Source organism: Vibrio sp. SALL6 (assembly GCF_002002385.1).
Lineage (GTDB): Bacteria > Pseudomonadota > Gammaproteobacteria > Enterobacterales > Vibrionaceae > Vibrio > Vibrio parahaemolyticus.
Genome location: NZ_MQVK01000023.1, coordinates 213415 through 234925, shown reverse-complemented (window position 1 = coordinate 234925; position 21511 = coordinate 213415). Strand labels below are relative to the sequence as shown.

At 45.7% G+C, this 21511-nt stretch carries 22 protein-coding genes; 11 read left to right on the top strand and 11 right to left on the bottom strand.

The genetic code is table 11. The annotated features are described in order from the left end of the window. Position 1 precedes the first annotated feature (1 nt). Positions 2-886 (bottom strand): LysR family transcriptional regulator, encoded by an 885-nt coding sequence (locus tag BIW15_RS15740; protein WP_077281274.1) that lies wholly within the window; start codon positions 884-886, stop codon positions 2-4. A gap of 88 nt (positions 887-974) precedes the next feature. On the opposite strand from BIW15_RS15740, the gene BIW15_RS15735 reads away from it, so the two are divergent. Next, complete coding sequence (locus tag BIW15_RS15735; protein WP_015296537.1) at positions 975-1397, top strand: PACE efflux transporter; 423 nt, start codon at positions 975-977, stop codon at positions 1395-1397. 84 nt (positions 1398-1481) lie between these two features. Here BIW15_RS15735 and BIW15_RS15730 read toward each other — a convergent pair whose 3' ends face one another. Further along, entirely contained in the window at positions 1482-1718 is a 237-nt protein-coding gene (locus BIW15_RS15730; RefSeq protein WP_005462432.1) for a TIGR02647 family protein, read from the bottom strand. A 299-nt stretch (positions 1719-2017) separates the two neighbouring features. On the opposite strand from BIW15_RS15730, the gene focA reads away from it, so the two are divergent. Beyond that, complete coding sequence (focA, locus tag BIW15_RS15725) at positions 2018-2878, top strand: formate transporter FocA (RefSeq protein ID WP_005462425.1); 861 nt, start codon at positions 2018-2020, stop codon at positions 2876-2878. Between the two features lie 72 nt (positions 2879-2950). Here the strand turns inward: focA and BIW15_RS15720 are convergent, their stop codons facing one another. Then, positions 2951-3088: a hypothetical protein gene (locus tag BIW15_RS15720; protein ID WP_005478877.1), complete on the bottom strand. Its 138-nt coding sequence runs from the start codon at positions 3086-3088 to the stop codon at positions 2951-2953. Positions 3089-3325: 237 nt separating this feature from the next. Further along, positions 3326-4138: an ABC transporter permease gene (locus tag BIW15_RS15715; protein WP_005495697.1), complete on the bottom strand. Its 813-nt coding sequence runs from the start codon at positions 4136-4138 to the stop codon at positions 3326-3328. Positions 4139-4598: 460 nt separating this feature from the next. On the opposite strand from BIW15_RS15715, the gene torE reads away from it, so the two are divergent. The 4 genes from torE to BIW15_RS15695 all read left to right on the top strand — a co-directional run bounded on the left by torE (position 4599) and on the right by BIW15_RS15695 (position 10485). Then, complete coding sequence (gene torE, locus BIW15_RS15710; protein ID WP_005450728.1) at positions 4599-4778, top strand: trimethylamine N-oxide reductase system protein TorE; 180 nt, start codon at positions 4599-4601, stop codon at positions 4776-4778. Between the two features lie 50 nt (positions 4779-4828). Beyond that, positions 4829-6013, top strand: a complete 1185-nt coding sequence (gene torC, locus BIW15_RS15705; RefSeq protein WP_005462368.1) for a pentaheme c-type cytochrome TorC — start codon at positions 4829-4831, stop codon at positions 6011-6013. Positions 6014-6037: 24 nt separating this feature from the next. Then, the gene (torA, locus tag BIW15_RS15700; RefSeq protein WP_005462326.1) at positions 6038-8500 is read left to right on the top strand and encodes a trimethylamine-N-oxide reductase TorA; all 2463 of its coding nucleotides are present in this window, start codon (positions 6038-6040) and stop codon (positions 8498-8500) included. A 245-nt stretch (positions 8501-8745) separates the two neighbouring features. Beyond that, positions 8746-10485: a glycoside hydrolase family 36 protein gene (locus BIW15_RS15695; RefSeq protein ID WP_077281273.1), complete on the top strand. Its 1740-nt coding sequence runs from the start codon at positions 8746-8748 to the stop codon at positions 10483-10485. Positions 10486-10571: 86 nt separating this feature from the next. On the opposite strand, the gene BIW15_RS15690 is transcribed toward BIW15_RS15695, so the two are convergent. Then, positions 10572-11786, bottom strand: a complete 1215-nt coding sequence (locus tag BIW15_RS15690; RefSeq protein ID WP_077281272.1) for a putative manganese transporter — start codon at positions 11784-11786, stop codon at positions 10572-10574. Positions 11787-11980: 194 nt separating this feature from the next. Between BIW15_RS15690 and BIW15_RS15685 the strand changes: the two genes are divergently transcribed. Together BIW15_RS15685 and BIW15_RS15680 are read left to right on the top strand one after the other, a co-directional pair. After that, on the top strand, positions 11981-12886 hold the full coding sequence (locus BIW15_RS15685) for a manganese-dependent inorganic pyrophosphatase (protein ID WP_005462364.1): 906 nt from the start codon (positions 11981-11983) through the stop codon (positions 12884-12886). 75 nt (positions 12887-12961) lie between these two features. Then, positions 12962-13351, top strand: a complete 390-nt coding sequence (locus BIW15_RS15680) for a DUF2750 domain-containing protein (protein WP_005478908.1) — start codon at positions 12962-12964, stop codon at positions 13349-13351. 75 nt (positions 13352-13426) lie between these two features. Here BIW15_RS15680 and BIW15_RS15675 read toward each other — a convergent pair whose 3' ends face one another. The 6 genes from BIW15_RS15675 to pspF form a co-directional block, all read right to left on the bottom strand. After that, positions 13427-14209 carry an ATP-binding cassette domain-containing protein gene (locus tag BIW15_RS15675; RefSeq protein WP_077281271.1) on the bottom strand — a complete coding sequence of 261 codons (783 nt, stop codon included), beginning with the start codon at positions 14207-14209 and terminating at the stop codon, positions 13427-13429. After that, positions 14206-15201, bottom strand: coding sequence for an oligopeptide/dipeptide ABC transporter ATP-binding protein (locus BIW15_RS15670; protein ID WP_005462378.1), 996 nt, complete (start codon positions 15199-15201; stop codon positions 14206-14208). The genes BIW15_RS15675 and BIW15_RS15670 overlap by 4 nt, the downstream gene beginning before the upstream one ends. Further along, complete coding sequence (locus BIW15_RS15665) at positions 15201-16088, bottom strand: ABC transporter permease subunit (RefSeq protein ID WP_005462338.1); 888 nt, start codon at positions 16086-16088, stop codon at positions 15201-15203. Before BIW15_RS15665 ends, BIW15_RS15670 begins: the two co-directional genes overlap by 1 nt. Continuing rightward, positions 16075-17037, bottom strand: a complete 963-nt coding sequence (locus BIW15_RS15660) for an ABC transporter permease subunit (RefSeq protein WP_005478933.1) — start codon at positions 17035-17037, stop codon at positions 16075-16077. Before BIW15_RS15660 ends, BIW15_RS15665 begins: the two co-directional genes overlap by 14 nt. Then, the gene (sapA, locus tag BIW15_RS15655; protein ID WP_005462340.1) at positions 17037-18656 is read right to left on the bottom strand and encodes an ABC transporter substrate-binding protein SapA; all 1620 of its coding nucleotides are present in this window, start codon (positions 18654-18656) and stop codon (positions 17037-17039) included. Before sapA ends, BIW15_RS15660 begins: the two co-directional genes overlap by 1 nt. A 226-nt stretch (positions 18657-18882) precedes the next feature. Continuing rightward, the gene (gene pspF / locus BIW15_RS15650; RefSeq protein WP_077281270.1) at positions 18883-19893 is read right to left on the bottom strand and encodes a phage shock protein operon transcriptional activator; all 1011 of its coding nucleotides are present in this window, start codon (positions 19891-19893) and stop codon (positions 18883-18885) included. 232 nt (positions 19894-20125) lie between these two features. Between pspF and pspA the strand changes: the two genes are divergently transcribed. The 3 genes from pspA to pspC are packed head-to-tail and all read left to right on the top strand — an operon-like array spanning position 20126 to position 21427. Beyond that, positions 20126-20797 carry a phage shock protein PspA gene (gene pspA, locus BIW15_RS15645; RefSeq protein ID WP_005462360.1) on the top strand — a complete coding sequence of 224 codons (672 nt, stop codon included), beginning with the start codon at positions 20126-20128 and terminating at the stop codon, positions 20795-20797. A 14-nt stretch (positions 20798-20811) separates the two neighbouring features. Beyond that, entirely contained in the window at positions 20812-21045 is a 234-nt protein-coding gene (gene pspB, locus BIW15_RS15640; protein ID WP_005495682.1) for an envelope stress response membrane protein PspB, read from the top strand. Further along, a complete protein-coding gene (gene pspC, locus BIW15_RS15635) occupies positions 21038-21427 on the top strand; it encodes an envelope stress response membrane protein PspC (protein ID WP_005462375.1) in 390 nt (129 codons plus the stop codon). Before pspB ends, pspC begins: the two co-directional genes overlap by 8 nt. Positions 21428-21511 lie beyond the last annotated feature (84 nt).

Here is a 21511-nt window from a genome sequence, read left to right as displayed (position 1 = left end):
CCTACTTAATTGTTTGCTCAAAGAGAGTAATGAGCTCTGCTTTGGCTTGTTGATGGAGGGGATCAGAATGCCATTTTTGATGCTGAATCAGGTCAACATTGACTTGCCAAGCCAGCTTTGTGAAATCATCCCCAACTTTTTTTAACGTGTTTGGTGAGTCTGCGACTAAGTGCTCCGGCAGGAAGCACCATCCAAACCCTTTGTTCGCTAATTCCAACAAAATGTAGTAGTTATCAGCGTACCAGATATCTGGGCTCAATGCTTGGTTGAGGCTACCTGGCTCTGCACTCTTTGAGCGTATCACCAGTTGGCGATATTGTTTGAGTTGATCGATATGGGTAATTCGCTGAGCCGCTAATGGGTGATCGGAAGAGACATACACATCGAATGCGATATTACCAAGATTGGTGAAATCGATATGCCTAGGCATTTGCAGATCGCTCAGAATAATTCCGGTGGTCGCACGTTCAGATTTCACCAGTTCAATAATGTCTGGGCTAGATGCCGTTAAACATTCGACTTGTAGTTGCGGAAATTGTTGCTCTAGGTTTTTAAGCACATCCGGTAATCGAGTCAGCGGAATCCCTTCATCAATCGCGAGAACAAGCTCGCTCGCCTGCGCAGAAAAGAGCTGAGTCGCTTTATTGTTTAATCGGTCGAGTTGACTGATCGCCGCTTGCGCGTAAGGCATCAGAGCATTGCCGTTCTCGGTCAGTTTGGGATAACGGCCGGATCGATCAAACAGATCGACACCACAGTCGAGTTCCATGTTCATAATGTGTTGGCTTATCACGGATTGGGCTCGACCTAACTTTCTCGCTGCTGCGGAAAATGAGCCGGATTCGGATGTGGCAACAAACGCCTGCAATTGTTCGATAGTAAACATATCGCTTTTACCGATGGTATCTAATTTTTTATTATCTCAATCATAGATAAAATTTCAGTCATTGAGTAGAACAAATGGGTAGATAATCATGACTCGTAACGAACGAATTTTCCACGCAGTACTTTTTGAATTGATGGCGTTAGCGATCATTGTGCCTGCAGCTGCGTTGATCACAGGCAAAGGTTCAAGTGATTTGGCGTTAGTAGGGATCGGTTTGAGTTTGTACACCGTAGTTTGGAACTACATTTACAACTTGTACTTCGATAAGTGGTTTGGCAGCAACCGAGCAGACAGGAGTTTAGCAATGCGCCTTGGTCACACTGTTGGGTTTGAAGGTGGGTTGATCTTTATTTCTATACCTGTGATCGCATGGTTCTTGGAGATTACGTTCCTTCAAGCATTGATGCTCGAAGCGGGGTTTCTAGTCTTCTTCTTGTTTTACGCCACAGGCTTTAACTGGTTGTACGATAAAGTTCAACCGTTTGGGAAAATGAGAAAGTTACTGGTGTAGCCGAGTGAGATTCCCCAAATGCGATTGGAGTAACTAGAAAAAAGCCACCGTATTTCGGTGGCTTTATTGGTCAGTGGGCGGTAGTTATTCTGCAGAAAGTACGCGTAAGATTTTGTCTGCGTGTTCTGCAACTTCAATGCCTTCGTCGGTTAGATAACCACCATCAGGTTGCGTACACAATTGCTTTTGGTAAAGACGCGCAACTGCTGCTTGCATCTCTTCTGAGGCATCTGAATGGACTTTAATGCCTGTCGCTGCACTGCTTAAATCGAATTGAAGAAGAAGGTTCAGTTCGGCGATGTGTTCAGCTGAATATTTCATAGATAATTCCTTTGCGCTTTTTTATCCAAGCTAGTCTTAAAACCAGTGTTGAGCAACACAAAACAACAAGAAGTGTTAACTGCATTGCTATCAGACTGATATAACGTGGAATTTTTGTTCGAACGCTGAGTATCTTGTTTAATATCAATGATAGTTAAGACAACAAACTATAGTTGAGTTTTATCGATTTCCGTCTCACCAACAACATTTTTAGTAAACATGAAAAATAGCCCTTGAAAAAGTCAGGAAATGGAGCGATTATCCGCGCCTCTTTAATTGTTTCTAAATGTTACACTTCCATGAACTTCAATCAGTTTGACTCTTTATTGCCACCTCAGGCTGCTGAACGTGCCGCCGAAGTAGGTGTAGGCAAAGCAACGAAAGCTCCAATCAAATCTTTTCTGCTCGCCATTTCTGCGGGGCTTCATATTGGTATTGCTTTCATTTTCTATACCACAGTAACGACAGGCGCGGGCGATCTGCCTTGGGGCATCACACGACTCATTGGCGGTCTAGCATTTAGCCTTGGTTTGATTTTGGTGGTGGTTACTGGCGGCGAGCTTTTTACCAGTTCGGTTCTGACTCTGGTTGCACGTGCGAGTGGCAAAATTTCATGGAAAACGCTGGTTAAAAACTGGTTTGTGGTTTATTTCGGCAATATGGTTGGCGCTATTTTGCTGGTGGCGTGTATGTTGGTGACAAAGCAATACATGTTCGATCACGGTCAAGTTGGTTTGAATGCCATGGCCATTTCACAACATAAATTGCACCATGGTTTTTTTGCGGCGGTTGCACTTGGCATCATGTGTAACGTGTTAGTTTGTATTGCGGTTTGGATGACATTCAGTGGCCGTACATTAACAGACAAAATCGCGGTAATGATTTTGCCAGTAGCGATGTTCGTCTCCGCTGGTTTTGAGCACTGTATTGCGAACATGTTCCAAGTTCCAATGGCTATTGGTATCAAATACTTTGCGCCAGAAGCCTTCTGGCAAATGACAGGTGCTGATATCGCAAATTATGCGGACTTGAACATGATGGGCTTTATCGTTAACAACCTTATCCCAGTCACGATCGGTAACATCATCGGCGGCGGTGTGTTCGTCGGTATGTGGTACTGGATGATCTATCTACGTGATGAAGACAAGCATCTGCGATAGAGCCCAAAGAAAGAGAAAGGCGAGCTAGGTAGCTCGCCTTTTTTGTACGTCGTATTTGGGTGAAAGTGCTTTCTAAATCAGCTCTTCATTGATTCCAAACTCGTTTGGCAACCAGTGAGAAGTGATCTCTTTTGGCTCTTGCACAAGCCATTCAACCGGCAAGTCAGACAGTAACTCATCGTGTTTTTCCGCCATGATCAATACGTCCATGATATCTGCTCCATTTTGTCTCTAAGCACAATGTAGAAGCCGAAGATGTCATTGAGTTGACTAAAATGTGACCATTGCATGTTGATAAGACAGGAGACTCAGAAATGTGGCTATGTTTCTGGTTGCGTATATCTTTTGGTGGCTTATCCACATTTTCTGTGGATAACCTGTATCAAAGATCGTGAGTATCTCTGAAGATCCAGAAAATTTCATAAAATTAGGGGGTTATGTGGCCAATTACTGACCTCGCTTCATTCCATCAACTGGGCGTACTTTGACCGTAACACGGCCTTCTTTTGTTTGTACAAAGCTCAATGTCATTTCAAGTGTGATGGCAACAGAGACGCTCATCATGACAAAAATAGCTAGCATGATGACCAGTTGATATTTAATGGCAACCAATGGGCTTGCGCCCCCTAGGATTTGCCCCGTCATCATACCAGGAAGCGTGACAAGGCCCATCGTGGTCATTGAGGCTAGCGTTGGCGCTAACGATTTTCTCAGAGCCTCCTGAACGAAAGGAAAGGAAGCGTATTTAGGGGCGGCACCCAGTGAGATGGCAGCTTCGTACTCAGATTTACGCTCTTCAAAAGCAGAGAATAAGTTTTGTAGCGCGATGATATTACTGCTCAGACTATTGCCTAACAGCATGCCTGCCAATGGGATCATATATTGTGCATTGTAAAGCGGAGTAGGGCGCACCAAGCCAGCGGTGATCGCAATTAGTAATGGAAACAAGCCACATACAAGCCCAGTTAGAAGTGGCAGCATGAGCGGCTTTTTCGGTAAACGTGCTTTCCCTGCAATGGAACTTGCTCCTACGACGAGCATAATCGCAAGCCAAAGTAAGTTGATGATCAAGCTGTTTAATTGAAAGAGATATTCAAGATAAACACCGATCAGAACGAGCTGTAAAGTCATACGCACAACGCTGACTGATGCATCTTTCGCGATGCCTAATCTATAGCGTGCATTGATCGCAAGTGGCACTAACAGAATCAAACTGAAAGCCGCTAATTTTGCCCAACTAATGTCCACCACACTGTTCATAATCACTCCTTGAAATTGCCGCTTAGAATTGTAACCAACCCCATTCTCTATATGAATCTCAATGGGTAATTTTTGCTTTTTTCATGGTGGAAATTGCGAGAGGTTTTATAAAATGTTTTTATCATTTTGTTTACAAGTCATTATCTTTCTCAGGAGTTTGAGTAATTTTTCGGCACGAATTTTACCGCTCAAATGTAATTTATGTTTTGTAAATGTTGTAAGTTTAACAAGGTTTTAAAAGACTTATTTTTTCATATCTGTTCATGTTTTTTAATAAATAATATCAATCCAACACAACTCCGGATGAGCTCAAAAAAGTGTTGAATTACAAGGCTTGAAGGGAGTTATTTGATTGAACCTTACTATTAGTATGGTCTAACATTTTCAATTAGAGATTGTAAAAACTTAAGCTTGGTTACACGGGCTTTTCAATAACACTAGATACAAAATAGGCAAATGTATGAGTGATGTTAATAAAATTGAGAGTGGCGAAAAACGCTCACTGGAGTGGAAGTCTTTCCTCTTCATTGCAGTTGTTCTCTTCCCAATTCTGAGTGTGGCTTTCGTAGGCGGCTACGGATTTATCGTTTGGGCACTACAAGTGTTCTTCTTTGGTCCTCCAGGCGCACACGGCATGTAAGCCAGTGAGCTCACAACCACACTTTTGAAAAGATTTTAAGAGAGCAAATAATGAAATCATTAATCATTAAACTGTGGCGTACGATGACGCGCCCGGCAGTTCATATCAGCCTTGGCGTGCTGACTATGGGCGGTTTCATCGCTGGTGTTATTTTCTGGGGTGGATTTAACACCGCGCTAGAAGCAACCAACACTGAAGAATTCTGTATTAGCTGTCACACCATGCGTGACAACGTATACGTTGAGCTGCAAGACACGGTTCACTGGAAAAACCACTCTGGTGTTCGTGCTACTTGTCCTGACTGTCACGTTCCTCACAACTGGACTGACAAAATCGCTCGTAAAATGCAGGCTTCTAAAGAAGTATTTGCGCAAGTTTTTGGCAACTACTCTGAACCTGGCGTTTTCGAAGAGCGTCGTATCGAACTTGCTAAACACGAATGGGATCGTTTCTCTGCAAACAAATCTCTAGAGTGTAAAAACTGTCACAACTACGAGTCTATGGACTTCGAGCAAATGTCTCCAACCGCTCGTATCCAGATGAAGCAAGCGGCAGAAAAAGATCAAAGCTGTGTTGACTGTCACAAAGGTATCGCGCACAACCTACCAGCGGGTATGGATAGCATCGGCGGCATCGTGGGTGATCTAGAGCAAATGACATCAGGTACTGACTACGCAGTAGGTCAAGAGCTCGTAAGTATTCGTCACCTTCCAATTTACTTTGACGCGCAAGGCGCGAAAGAAGCGGGTCTTCTAAACCCTGCATCAACAGTAAAAGTTCTGGAAGATAAAGGTGACTTCATCGAAATCGAAATTGACGGCTGGCGTAAAGCGAAAGGCTTTGGTCGCGTAATTCAAGAAGATTTCGGTAAGAACATTGCAACTGCGTCTCTACTTAAAGAAGCGTCTACAGACAGCAACATCGTAACGACTGGTGAAAAACGAGTGGACGAGCTGACTGGTCTTCCTTGGGAGAAAGTGGCAGCGAAAGTATGGATCAAGAAAGAGTCTATGCTGAACGACATCAACCCTGTATGGGAAAAATCGAAAGAAGCATACAAAACAAACTGTTCTGTATGTCATACACAACCAGCTGAAGCGCACTTCGATGCGAACACCTGGCCAGGTATGTTCGACGGCATGCTTGCGTTCGTTAACCTAGATACAGACAGTGAAGCACTGATCTTGAAATATCTACAGAAGCACTCTTCAGATTATGCTGAAGGCCACCACTAATAAGCGCGGATTGGAGTAATTTAAATGGCTATTACACGAAGAAGTTTTCTTAAAGGTGTAGCAACCACAAGTGCAGCGTCAGTTATCGGTCCAAGCTTATTGGCGTCAGCTTCTGCAAACGCAGCTGAGTCGACTGGTACTTGGAAAGTAACAGGCTCACACTGGGGCGCGTTCCGCGCCCACATCTACGCGGGTAAAGTTCAAGAGATCAAACCGCTAGAATTAGACAAAAACCCAACAGAAATGTTGAACGGCATCAAGGGTATTATCTACAGCCCTTCACGTGTTCGTTACCCAATGGTTCGTCTAGATTGGTTGAAGAAACACAAATACAGCGCGGATACTCGCGGTAACAACCGTTTCATCCGCGTGACTTGGGATGAAGCTCTAGACTTGTTCTACCGTGAGCTAGAACGTGTTCAAAAAGAATACGGTCCTTGGGCTTTGCATGCTGGTCAAACTGGTTGGAACCAAACAGGTTCATTCAACAACTGTACCGCGCACATGCAACGTGCAGTAGGTATGCACGGTAACTTCATCACTAAAGTAGGCGACTACTCGACTGGTGCAGGTCAAACCATCATGCCTTACGTACTTGGTTCAACCGAAGTTTACGCACAAGGTACGTCTTGGTCTGAAATCCTTGAGAACTCAGACAACATCATTCTGTGGGCAAACGACCCAGTGAAAAACCTACAAGTAGGTTGGAACTGTGAAACTCACGAATCATTCAAGTACCTTGCAGAGCTAAAAGAAAAAGTAGCGAAAGGCGAGATCAACGTTCTGTCTGTTGACCCAGTTAAGAACAAAACGCAACGCTACTTAGAGAACGATCACCTGTACATCAACCCGATGACAGACGTAGCGTTCATGCTGGCTGTGGCTCATGTTCTGTACAACGAAAACCTGTACGACAAGAAGTTCATTGATACTTACTGTCTAGGCTTTGAAGAGTTCATCCAATACGTTCAAGGTAAGACAAAAGACAAAGTAGAGAAGACACCAGAATGGGCAGCGGCTATCTGTGGCGTGAAAGCGGACAAGATTCGCGAATTCGCACGCATGCTAGTGAGCGGCCGTACACAGATCCTGATGGGTTGGTGTATCCAGCGTCAAGAGCACGGTGAGCAGCCATACTGGGCGGCGGCTGTGGTTGCGGCAATGGTTGGTCAAATCGGTCTACCTGGCGGTGGTATATCTTACGGTCACCACTACTCAAGTATCGGTGTGCCTTCTACTGGTTTCGCTGGCCCTGGTGGCTTCCCTCGTAACCTTGACCAAGGTATGAAGCCGAAGTGGGACAACAACGACTTTAACGGTTACAGCCGTACTATCCCAGTTGCACGTTGGATCGACTGTCTGCTTGAGCCAGGCAAAGAGATCAATTACAACGGCGGTAAAGTGAAACTGCCAGACTTCAAGATGATGGTTATCTCTGGTTGTAACCCATGGCACCACCATCAAGATCGTAACCGCATGAAGAAAGCGTTCCGTAAACTTCAAACGGTTGTAACGATCGAGTTTGCTTGGACTGCAACATGTCGTTTCTCTGACATCGTTCTACCTGCGTGTACGCAATGGGAACGTAATGACATCGACGTGTACGGTTCATACTCGAACAAAGGTCTGATCGCGATGCATCGTCTCGTTGATCCATTGTTCCAATCTAAGCCTGACTTCCAAATCATGAGTGAACTAACTCAGCGTTTTGGTCGCCGCGAAGAATACACTCGTGGTATGAGCGAGATGGAGTGGATCGAAAGCCTATACAACGATTGTAAGAAAGCGAACGAAGGTAAGTTCGAAATGCCAGAATTCAATGAGTTCTGGGAGAAGAGCGTACTAGACTTCGGTGAAGGTAAACCTTGGGTTCGTCACGCGGACTTCCGTAAAGACCCTGAGCTTAACCCTCTAGGTACACCGTCTGGCTTCATCGAGATTACATCACGTAAGATCGGCCGTTACGGTTACGAACACTGTCAAGAGCACCCAATGTGGTTCGAAAAATCAGAGCGTTCACACGGTGGCCCTGGTTCAGACAAATACCCATTCTGGTTGCAGTCTTGTCACCCAGACAAGCGTCTGCACTCTCAAATGTGTGAGTCTGAAGAGTTCCGCGCGACATACGCGGTGCAAGGTCGTGAGCCTGTTTACATCAACCCAATCGATGCAAAAGCAAAAGGTATCAAAGACGGTGACTTGGTACGCGTATTCAACGGCCGCGGTCAGCTACTAGCTGGTGCTGTTTTAACTGACAGCTATCCACGTGGCGTTATCCGTATCGAAGAAGGTGCATGGTACGGCCCTCTAAACGAGAAAGAAGGCGCAATCTGTACTTACGGTGACCCTAATACGCTAACGCAGGACATCGGCTCTTCTGAGCTTGCTCAAGCGACTTCTGCGAACACATGTATCGTAGACTTCGAGAAGTTCACAGGCAAAGTACCGCCAGTGACTTCATTCGGTGGTCCAATCGAAGTTGCTTAATTAGAGCAATTTGCATAAATCGAAATACCAGCCTTCGGGCTGGTATTTTTTTTAACCAAAATTTCAGTGAGCGTTATCTCAATAACCGTTTTTGAGCGTCAGAGTGCATGGATTCGTGACGAAAATAACGAATTGCTCGCATCATTCACAGGATAATGAAGTCATATTCAAAAGGCTTCACGCGCAACCAAGCATCGTGGGGTCAATTGGACACAAAACAATAATAATCAGTGAGTAGATGCAATATGGCTCAGACCATTCAGTTAGCCAATCATTCCGAAGTGACGATCATCGATAACGATCTGCACGTGGATGTGATTGGTAATCAAGCCCATTTCTCTTTCTCTGGGCTTCACAATAAGACCTTTACTGACCGTGAAGTGCTGTTCGAAATGCCGTTTCTATACGAGCACGAAGCCAACGTGATTGGTGATGGTTTTCAAATGTTGGCGCAAACGTCAGGAACGATCACGCACCCGATTGAAATAGGTCGATGCCCCGACAACATTCCCCCATACCGTGTGTACTCGCAACATGCACCTAAGCGTTACTACAACTATCTAGTGATTGAGGATTCTGCTGGTTACACCTTGTTTGGCTTCACGACGTGCCGTCGATTTGCTGGTTACTTTGATATACAACAGCGAAATGGGCAGTGGATACTGACCGCAGCAATTGATGGTGAACACACACAAGTGGCGGATTGGGAACACAATCAACTTGAGTCCATTACGATTTTAACTGGCAACTCGCTATCCGATCTGTATCAAGAGTTCAGCGAGATGATTGCCGCGCATCATCCTATTCGCAACGGTGTCACGCAGGATGCACCGATAGGCTGGTGTTCTTGGTATGCGTACTATGCCGATGTGACCGAGCAAAATGTTTTAGAAAATGTCGATTGCATGCAAGACAAGCTCGAAGACCTAGAATGGGTACTTCTGGATGATGGCTATCAAGCGTTCATGGGGGATTGGCTTACGCCGTCGGATAAATTCTCTGGCGGTGTGAAGGAGCTGATTCAAAACATTCGCGCAAAAGGCAAAAGGCCGGCGATTTGGATGGCTCCTTTCATAGCGCAGCCAGAATCTGAGGTCTTTAAGCAACATCCTGAATGGTTTGTTCGTCATCCTGACGGTCAGCTCCTTAAAGCCGAAGATGTTACCTACGGCGGCTGGCGTTGCACGCCTTGGTATATTCTCGATACGTCCAACCCAGAAGTGCAAGATCATCTAACGCACGTTGTGTCAGTGATGAGGCTAGAGTGGGGCGTAGAGCTGTTTAAGCTCGATGCAAACTACTGGGGAACACTAAAAGGAAAACGTAGTCAGTCTGGTATTACGGGTGTCGAAGCGTATCGATTAGGGATGGAGGCGATCGCCAGAGGCGCAGGAGACGCGTGGTTGCTTGGCTGCAACGCGCCAATGTGGCCATCTTTGGGGCTGGTGGATGCGATGCGTGTGTCTGATGACGTCGAGCGCCATAGCCACCGTTTTGAACAGATCGCTAAAGAGACGTTTTTCCGTAGCTGGCAGCACCGTAAATTGTGGCAAATTGACCCAGACTGCGCGACGTTTACTTCTCTTGCTAATCAAGCTGCATCACGTGAAGACTACGAGTTTCACCGTACCGTATTATTGGCGTCTGGCGGATTGCTTTTGTCTGGCGACCCTCTCCCGGAAATCACGCCATTTGCGAGTAAAACCTTGGCGAAGCTGATGTTGCGACAACGACGCAGCCAAGAATCTGCTAAGTTCACGGCGTTAAGTTTGAGCCATGCTTTTTTGAAACTGACGGACAAGAATGATCTACATTGTTTGTTCAATTACGCGAATCACAATGCGACTGAATTTACTCTCACAGCGGATCAGCCCGTTGATTGGTATGACTACTGGACCGGAGAAAAGCTCAACCAAGATCCTTGTCAGTTGCTTCTAGTGAGTGTCGATAGAGGTCTGAATGCCAAAGCAATAGTGACCGCATAAAGATCATTGAAAACAACGTATTAAACGAAAAGAGCCACTTGGGCTCTTTTCTTGTTTTTACGCGTTCTTTGTTGAGAGCGGAATTACTAAAACTCAAACAGAAAGTAATAACCATAGCCCACAATGAACGCAGGGATAGAAGAATAGATCGTTGCCATCAATGCCGCTTTGGGAGCCATGGCAATCGCGGGGAACAGTGCATCTCCATCGTTAGAAATCGCATTTGCAATCTGCGCGGATAATGGTGCGGCACCAGTAATGTACAAACTGGTGACGAGAATCTGTGGGCCGCAGCCTGGTAGCATACCGATGGCTAAGCCAGCCAATGGCATCCAGATGCCCCAATTTGAGAAGGTAGCAGCCAAATCAACGCCTGAAAAATAGGTCGTTAATTCAAACGCAAGAAACGCCACGATAACCCACGCGCTGACAAAGTTGGTGTCTTGGGCTGTTTTTTGAATCGGGTGTGAATCAACGATTTTTTCATCTTCTGACACCGTCGATTGATAATCTCCCAACTCTTTTGTCATTGCCCACAACGACATGGAGACCACCGCAAATATCGCTCCTAACCATTCAATGCTACTTGGACTCAAATTCAGTAGCTGATTGATATCCACTTGGAATGAGGTCATTACGGCCACCATGCTCGCAGGGACTATCAACCACTTCCAGAATGCGCCTTGAAGATTAATCGCACGTTGCTCTAAAGGTGTGTATCGCTCGCTTTGATGCTGACAACAATGGTGGTGAGCGCTCGCTTGCTTTGGCTCGGGGCGTAGAAAATCATCAGGATGAAATGCGTTGACGATCAAACCCGAAACCGTACCTACCACAATGCCAAGTGCGACGACGCCAACGCCGACGGACGGTTTTGCCGCGAGTAACAAGAATGCCGCATCGCCCATGGTTGATGTCAGTACGGCTACGATTGCGCCAAATCCTACTCGTCCACTAATAAATTGAGTCGTAACAACAATAGCGCCGCCACAGCCCGGAAGCGCACCGAGTAGGGCTGCAAAAAACACCTGATGATGACGAGAACGATGATAGAGTTGAGTGATGCGATTCGTCTTCGACATAAAGTTGGAGAGGTAATGATAAATCGCCAAGGTTGCTGCGACATAACAAGATACTGCCCAGAAAGAATCGGAAAGCGTGGTCACTGTGATCTCTCGGGTGTTCTCATTCGCTAATAAGACAAGCATGATAATGGGGATAAGCAGTCGCTTATAAGCTAACTGGAACTGAGTTGGCTGAAATAGCTGCTGTGCGGAGTGCAAAAATCGGGTCGCGTTCATCGTTAACTCAAATGCAAATGGTAATAATTATCATTATATGTAAATGAGATTTATTCGCAATAGGGTTGTGAACTTTTCTTCGTGTCAAACTCCCTCAAATCAGGTAAAGTATCGACCTTTGTGAGCAAACAGCTTCCACGGCACACCGTGCCATTGTTCGGAAGCGTATCAAATTGACTTGGATAGGAAGAAACATGATTCTAGTTGTAGGTCATAAGAACCCAGACAGTGACAGTATTTGTAGTGCACTAGTTGCAACAGAACTTCTAAAGGCGCGTGGCGTTGAAGCAATGCCAATTCGTCAGGGCGAAATCAACCGTGAAACTCAGCACATTCTTGAAGTAGCTGGCGCAGAAGTTCCAGAACTTCGCACTTCAGTAGCGGGTGAAACCGTTTGGCTAGTAGACTACTCAGATCTAGCGCAAGCACCAGACGACATCGCTGAAGCTGAAATTGCGGGTATCGTTGACCACCACCGTCTAGGTGACGTGATGACAGTGAACCCAATGGAAGCATGGATCTGGCCTGTTGGCTGTACTAACACAGTACTATTCAACATGTTCAAGATTGAAGGTCACGAGATCAAGCCTCAAATCGCTAAGCTAATGATGTCAGCAATCCTATCTGACACAGTAGGCTTCGCTTCTCCAACTTGTACACAAAAAGACAAAGATGCTGTTGCTGAGCTAGCTGCAATCGCTGACGTACAAGATGTGGATGCATTCACGAAAGATCTTCTAATTGCTAAGACAAACATCGAAGGTCTATCTGCGGCTCAACTCGTTGAAAAGGACCTTAAAGGTTACCCATTCAACGGTCGTGACGTAGTGGTTGGTCAGGTTGAACTTGCAACTCTTGAGCAAGTTGACGGTATGATCGAAGCACTAGAAGCAGACCTAGAATCTCGTTGTGAGAAAGATAACCTAGCGTTCGCTGCTGTTATGCTAACAGATATCACAACTGCTCAAACTCGTCTTCTATACAAAGGTGAGTGGGCTGAGAAACTTGTTAAGCACGAGAAAGACGGCATGCTAATGATGGAAAATACACTAAGCCGTAAGAAGCAAGGTTGGCCTTGGCTTCAAACTGAGCTAGCGTAATTTCACTATTACCAGCATATACTGTAAATGCCCGCTTAGCTGCGGGCATTTTTCTATGGGAAACAGGAGACTGATATGTCTGAGCAACTCACCCAAGAACAAATTGATACGATTAATCGCTACAACGAAGAGCAGCGCCTAAAGTATTGTGTCAAAGAGATTGTCGCGAATCGTAAAGTTTGGATTCTTAAAGACGAGCACGGCTGTGTCATGTTAAACACAGAAGACGATGATTGCGTTCCTGTGTGGCCAAATGAAGAATTTGCCAAGCAGTGGGCAACGGGTGACTGGGAAGAGTGTGAACCAGAAGCGATCTCTCTTAACAAATGGCATAGCCGTTGGACTACTGGCCTAGAAGATGATGAGCTATCGGTTGTTGTATTCCCGAATCAAAACGAAGAAGGCGTGGTGTTGTTTCCTGACGAGTTTGATTTCGAACTGCGCAAACAAGCAAGCCGTCGTTAATCTGCCTTTACTCGCTTCACCCAATAGAAAAAGCCTGCATGAAAGCAGGCTTTTTGTTTTTCGTGAGCTGTCTGTTTAGTGGCTTGGCGCTTTGTAGAAATGGCTTTCTACCAAGCGCTGGGTAATCGCATGTTCTGGATTAGTAAGGACTTGGTTTGTCTCTCCAAACTCAACCACTTCGCCTTCGTGCATTACCATCACTTTGTCGGTGATGTGTTTTACGATACCGATATGCTGAGACACGTACACAAACGACAAGCCCATCTCTTCTTGCAGCTCCAAGAACAAGTTGATGATCTGTGAGCGCATCGCCATATCCAAACCGTTTAGCGCTTCATCCGCCACAATGATTGATGGCTGAAGGATGAGTGCACGAGCCAAACAGACACGCTGTTTTTGACCAGCAGCAAGCATTTGAGGATAGAAGTAGGCGTGCTCCGGCAGAAGCCCCACGCGAAGCAACGTCTCTTTCACACGTTTCATTCGTGCATCTGGCGGCATGTTGGTGTTTCGTTTCAACGGACCTTCCAAGATTCGTCCAATTTGAATCCGAGGGTTCAATGACGTGTTTGGGTCTTGGAAAATCATGCGAATCAACTTACATCGCGTTGCGTAATCTTTGTGTTCTAAACGCTCACCATTGACTCGGATCTCACCAGAGCTCGGTTCAACAACGCCTGCGAGCATACGTGCAAGTGTTGATTTACCGGAGCCATTCTGGCCAATAAAGCCAATAGTTTGCCCCGGTTCTAGCGTAAAGCTCACGGGTTTAACCGCTTCATTAACTTGACATCTGAACAGTCGAGAACGCGTGACAAACTGCTTCGATAAGTTATCGACTTCGAGTAACGCACTCATGACTTCTTCTCCGTGTTCAATGGAAAGTGGCAGTTAAACTTATGGTTTTTAATGCGTCGCGTGTGTGGAATTTCAACACACTGTTTTTGCGCGTACGGACAACGCGGCCCTAATCGACAACCAATTGGCAGGTGCTGCAAAGGAGGGATAGACCCAGGTAGCGATTGCAGTTTCTGCTTGTGCGGTACCCAATCATTAAAATCTGGCATCGCTTTTAGCAGCGCGTCAGTGTAAGGGTGTTTGGGGGCTTCGATGATTTTGTCTGTGTCGGCAGACTCAACCGACTGACCACAGTACATGACGGTAATTCGGCTTGCCCATTGCGTGATGGTAGCCAAGTCGTGACCGATCAGCAAAATCGTGGTGTTGTTGAGCTGGTTCATTCGGCTCAACAAACGCAGAATCTGCGATTGAGTGATGGGGTCCAAGTCGTTAGTTGGTTCATCGGCAATCAACAATTTAGGTTTGGTTGCGATGGCCATGGCGATCATGACTTTTTGACATTCACCATCTGTTAGCTCGTACGGGTAGCTGCCCATCAAGCGTTTGTGATCTTTGATGCCAACTTTGTGCAGTAGCGCAATGGCCTGTTTTTTACGCCATTTGAATCGCTCCCACCACTTGCCTTCAAAGGCGCGAGAGGGGATAGACTCAATTAACTGACGACCTACTTCTTCGGAAGGGTCCAAACAGGTTGAGGGTTCTTGGAAGATCATCGCGATATCGCGGGCAATGACGCGTCGACGCTCTTTAGGCGTAAGCTGTAAAAGGTCGATGTTACCCAAGCGCATTCGGTCTGCGGTGATTCGCCAGTTGTCCTTACAAACCCCCACGATCGCTTTCGCAACTAAGCTTTTACCTGAGCCAGACTCGCCCACCAAGCCTCGGATTTCACCTTCATTGAGCGTTAGGCTCATTCGGTCGACGGCTTTCACCATCCCTTGTGGTGTTTCGATCTCGATAGTCAGATGTCGAATATCTAATAACGGCATTATTCGATCCCCGCATTCAGCGCTTGGCGTACACCTTCACCTACTAAGTTTAAGATAATTACGGTGAACATGATGGTCAGACCCGGAAGCGTCACGGTCCATGGTGCGATGTAAATCAGCTCAACGGAATCACCCAAAATGGCTCCCCATTCGGTACTCGGCGCTTGAGCACCCAAGCCAAGAAATCCAAGAGCTGTAATATCTAAAATGGCCGCCGACAGAGCGAGAGTAATCTCTGCTGCAATGACGGTTAAAATATTTGGAAGAATCGAGCTCCACAGCAAGTAGAAGTCATTTGCGCCATCTAGGCGGGCTGCCATGATGTAATCTTTTTCTACCTCAGTATGTACGGCAATATACACCGAGCGAATAAAGCGTGGGATCAGGGCCAAACAAATCGCCAGCAAGATATTAAATTCACCAAAGCCAAGGAATGCCACAAAAATGATCGCGAGCAATAGCGATGGAATCGACATAACGGTGTCGAGAAGGTGGTTCAAAGTACTGGAAAGCAGACCTTTCGTCATCCCCGCTAGCACCCCGATAAAGCAACCTACGATGGTCGCAATCGCAGTAATGCCAACTGCTGCGCCAAAAGTCAGTTGAGAGCCCATGATCAAGCGCGACAGAATATCACGACCTAAGTCATCGGTTCCTAAAAAGTAATCGACGGTGCCCGCTGGTGCCCATGAAGGGGGAACGAGTAACTCACCAGATTGTGCTTGTGGATCAAACGGGGCAAGCCACGGAGCTAAAATGGTGATCAATACAATCAAGCCTAAACACCACAAGCCAAACATCGCTAACCCGTTAGCGCGGTAACTACGCCAAAATCGCTCGAACTGAGTTGGAATGCGTTCTTCCTGATAAACGTTATTTGTTAGCATACCATTCCTTTCTCACCAGAGGGTTGATCATGGCACCAATCAAGTCCGAAAGGATATTGGCAGTTAAAACGAGTGTCGCAAGCACCATTACTCCTGCTTGGATTGAGGCGTAATCTTGGTTGGCAAGCGCATCCAGCAACCAGCGACCAATGCCCGGCCAGTTAAAGATCGACTCGGTGATGATCGCTAAAGTGATCATGCTAGATAGCTGAACCCCAACTTTTGGAATGATAGGCGGAATGGCGTTACGCATTACGTGCTGAGTGACGATCTCACGATTCGATAAACCTTTGATTCGGGCTGCGCGAATGTAGTTTTGGCTCATAACTTCTGCAACAGAAGCGCGCATCAAACCAACAACTTGAGTCGTAGGTGCCAACGCCAGAACCAAACACGGCAGAACCATGTGCTCGATGACACTTTGCAGTGCGTGAGCTCGGTATTCACCTTTCGCCATAAAGGCGTCAATAATGGCAAACCCAGTCACATGGTCGATTTCGTACAGCAAGTCGTAGCGTCCAGCAACAGGGAAGATATGGTATTCCAACGAGAAGACCATGATCAGCAGTAGTGCCACCCAGAAAATCGGAGCAGAGTAACCCGACATCGAAAGAAACGAGATACCAGTGTCTAGCCACTTACCCTGTTTCATCCCTGCAATCGTACCAAGCGGGATACCGATTAAGAGCGAAACCAGAAAGGCGAAAAAGCACAATTCTAATGTGGCAGGAAAAACAACCGCGAGTTCGTCGTAAATCGCATTGCCGTTTTTGCTCAAACCAAAATCGAGCTGAGAAAGGTTAATTAAGTAGCTTTGCCAGCCAGACCAGAACTCAACATTTGCCCAATGTGAAAGCGGGTCAAGGCGCAGCAGAGAAAAGCCCACCAAAGTGAGAATCATCAAAGTGATGAAAAAGAGGTTAAATCGTCGAACGGTGTACCAAAACATCAGTGGATTCTCTCAACTCTATCAAACGGTTGGGCATTGAAAGGGCTCGATTTGAAGCCAGTTAATGACTTGTCGTGCACACGGAATTGAACCCCATGTGCCAACGGAATAACTGGAAACTCTTCATTCAAAATATTTTGCGCCTGACGATACAGGTTTAGGCGGTAACGTTGCTCTTGCGTCTCTAGCGCGAGATCCAGCAAAAAATCGAAATCATCGTTACACCACATCGAAACGTTAAGGCCCACTCGGTCTGATTCGCACGATAGTAAAGGACGGAAGAAGTTATCCGGATCGCCAGTATCGCCAATCCAGCCAGTAAGGAGCAAGTCGATATCGTTGATGTTTTCAAGATCCACTCGCTCGAAACGGTCGTCGGTGAGCAGAGTCAGCTTGATGCCGATATCGGCGAAGTTCGCCTGAATGAGCTCAGCAGTTTTGCGTGGACTTGGGTTGAATGCTCTTGGCTCTAGTGGCACCCACATCGACAGTTTTAGACCATCTTCGTATCCCGCTTCACGAAGTAGAGCGAGAGCGTAATTTCGGTCATAACGAATTTTCGCACTGTCTTTTTGATACGCCCAAGAGTTCGGCGGCAGCAATGTATAGGCTAGGGTTCCTGTACCGTAATAAACCGAATCCAAGATATTTTGACGATTGATCGCAAGGTTCAACGCTTGGCGGACTCTTGGGTCGCGAAGTGCTGGAGTCTCGGTATTAATCGCAATAAAGGAAACGTTATTTGCTGGTGTTGCTGTCAACTCAAGGTTTTCATCTTCTTGAATGATTGGGATCTGGCTAGAGATAGGTGAAGACAAAACATCGCATTCATTGCGCAGCAACTTAGCTAACGTGCCAGTACCACGGTGTGAAATGTCGAACACTACTTGTTCCATTTTCGCTGGCGAGTTCCAGTAGTTCGGATGACGTTCCAAGCGAATCAAATCGTTTACTTGATACTCTTTGAGCTGGTAAGGCCCTGAACCAATAGGGAGTTGGTCGATTTGCTCTTTGTTGTCTTTTGCCGCCAATTGTTGACCGTATTCTGCTGACAGTATTACCGCATGGCTGGTGGCGATGTTTGCCAAGAATGAAAAGTTTGGCTGAGCGAGTTTAAACGTCACTGTGTAATCATCGACAGCAATCACATCTTGCAATAGATTTTGAAAATCTAAACCAGCAAACCATGGATAAAAACCACCACCAACTTGATGAAAAGGATGGTCTACATCAATGATTCGCTTAAAGCTGAATACCACGTCTTTTGAATTTAACGGGCGAGTCGGAGAGAACCACGGTGTCGTTTGGAACTGAACGCCATGTTTGAGCTTGAATGTGTACTCAGTACCTTCCTTGTTCACAGACCAACTTTCCGCAATGCTTGCAATAGGTTGGTGTGTTTTAGGATCAAGCGTGAGTAATGTGTCGTACAACTGAGGGCTTAACGCCTCGGCTGTAATACCACTGTCTATAAGCTGAGGGTTAAATGTTGTTGGTTTACCTTGCCCACAAAACACAAAACCTGCTTGGCGAATATCGTTGTGATCGATTTCTTCACCACAGGCAGTCAGTAAGCTAATACCAATAAGGCTCAGCGATAATCTTATAAAAGCATTCATAATATGAAATGTTCATTGGATTTTGCTTGTTTCATTTGATCTTACTCGTCCGGAGCTCACAAGCGAAAATGATCTCGCTAATTTAACACCTTTGTGAACTCGCTCCAAACACAAAATCTTTTGCTGGTAGGGTGTTAGATCAAAATACGATGTCTATTTAACACTGTAGCCCGAATTTTGCAGACATGAGTTGCGTTATCTATGGCTAGTGGTGTTTTTGGTTTTGTTAACTTTGTCCGACTAAACCGTACTTTCTGACCATACCTCGTAGCTGGTGATAGCTTAATCCCAACAATTCGGCTGCTTGTCGTTGGTTGAATTTTGCTTCTTCCAAGGCACGATTGAGAAGATTGATATCTTGCTCCTCTTGCCACTGTTTGTAGTCGAGAGGAAAGTGGATCGAAGTCGTTTGAGACGAGGCTTCTTCCTGAGGATCTTCGTTTGCCGCAGTATGGCCAAGCGCATTGTTCCAACCAGAGGCAAAAGGGTTAAAAATCAGCTCATCAATCGGTTCTGCATTTAGTCCGTGTTGATAGATAGCGCGCTCAATTACGTTTTTTAGCTCACGAACATTACCTGGCCACGAGTAATCGAGCAGGGCTTGTTGCGCTTGATGAGTGAAACCAACGAAGTATTCGAGTTGCAACTCTCGACACATTTTCATTGCGTAATGTTCGGCAAGCGACAGGATATCTTCTTTGCGTTCTCGCAGTGGTGGCAACATGATAACGTCAAAGGCTAGACGATCGAGTAAGTCGGCACGAAAGTCACCTTGCTCAGCCAGTCGTGGCAAATCTGCATTGGTAGCACATACTAAGCGCACATCCGCATTAAGAGCGGTGTGGCCACCAACGCGTTCGTATTCACCGTATTCAATCACTCGCAGCAGCTTCTCTTGCACAAGTAACGGCGCAGTTGCCAACTCATCCAAGAACAAAGTGCCACCTTCCGCACGTTCAAAACGGCCTTTATGCTTGCCTTTTGAACCAGTGAACGAGCCGGATTCATGGCCGAACAACTCGGAGTCAATCAAACCTTCGCTTAAGGTCGCACAGTTGAGAGAAAGAAGTGGCTTATCCCAACGTTTTGATAAGTAATGCAAACGTTGAGCGATCAGTTCTTTACCGGTACCGCGCTCACCAATAATGAGGACGGGACGTTCAATTGGGGCGAGTTGTGATACTTTATCCAATACAGCGAGAAAAGCGGGAGATTCACCAATAAGGTTTTGCTTCATAAAATCCTTCTTATTTTTGCTACCTAGCCTAATTTAAGCGCAGAGTTGGTGAATTTTACCAACTGTTGGTGAAAAACATCATATCATAACGGTGCATAACAACAAGATTACTGATAACTTGTTGATTTTAATAGATTATAAAAGTTGGCATGGTACTTGTTATATATTCAGGGAGACACAAGGTGAATCACCACCTTGTCGAGTTTTAATAGGAAAAAAGAGGAGTTCCGTTATGGGTATTTTTTCTCGTTTTGCAGATATCGTTAACTCAAACATCAGTGCATTGCTAGACAAGGCGGAAGATCCTGAAAAAATGATCCGTCTTATCATTCAAGAAATGGAAGACACACTTGTAGAAGTGCGTACTAACTCGGCTAAAGCGATTGCAGACAAAAAAGAGCTGGCTCGTAAAGTTGAGATGCTAGAAGAGCAAATTGGCGAATGGGGTCAAAAAGCGAGCCTAGCGTTGGTTAAAGAGCGCGAAGATTTGGCGCGTGCAGCCCTAATTGAAAAGCAAAAACTTGAGCAAGTCGTAAAAGGTTTGCACACAGAGCAAACGCTGGTGGAAGAAACGATCAACAAGTTGACTGGTGAAATCGGTAAGCTTGAGAACAAAATCGCAGAAACACGAGCAAAGCAACAAGCGCTAGCGATTCGTAATCAAACAGCGTCTAACCGTCGCGATGTTCAAAAGCATCTGCATACTAGCCGCACAAATGAGGCAATGGCGAAGTTCGATCAATATTCTCGTAAAATTGACGAAATGGAAGCGGAAGCCGATCTGTACGCTCAAACTGGGAATGCAAAATCGCTAGAGCAAGAGTTTGCCGAGCTTCAGGCACAAGACGAAATTGAAAAAGAGTTGGCAAAACTGAAAGAACAGATGTCATCGCAAGATAAATAAGAGAGGAGCCATTTATGTTGGCATTTTTGATAGTAGGACCAGTGATTGTCTTTTTAATCTTTGTCGCTCCACTATGGCTCTTCTTACACTATCGCAGCAAACGCAAAACGGATAGTGCACTGTCGAGCCAAGACTTAGAGCGCCTTCAGGTACTGTCTGAAAAAGCGGAAGCGATGCAGTCTCGAGTTGATACATTGGAGCGCATCTTAGATGCTGAGTCACCAACATGGAGACGTAAGTATGAATAATCGAGAACTGTATCGTGATCCAGTAAATGGCAAAATCTCCGGTGTTTGTGCCGGATTTGCCAACTACTTTGGTGCAGAAGTTTGGTTGATTCGTATTGTCGTGATTTCTGCTGCCCTATTAGGTGGTACATTCTTAGTGGTGTTAGCGTATATCGCGATGGCATTTATGCTCGAAAAGCAACCCGTGAGATATTCTGAAAACATAAGAGAGCAGCAAGAGCATACGCTTAAAAGTAAGCCTTGGCAGAAAGGACAAAGTCCGGATCAATTACTCAGTGTTTTGGAAAGAGATTTTGACCGTCTTGATGGCAAAATTCGTAACATGGAAGCGTATGTGACGTCCGATACATTTAGGGTGAACCGAGAGTTCAGCAAACTCTAAACTTGATGCATCTATCAATGATTTAAATAAAGCAGGCGACAAGCCTGCTTTTTTATCACAAATTACTAATTTTTAAGCATAATT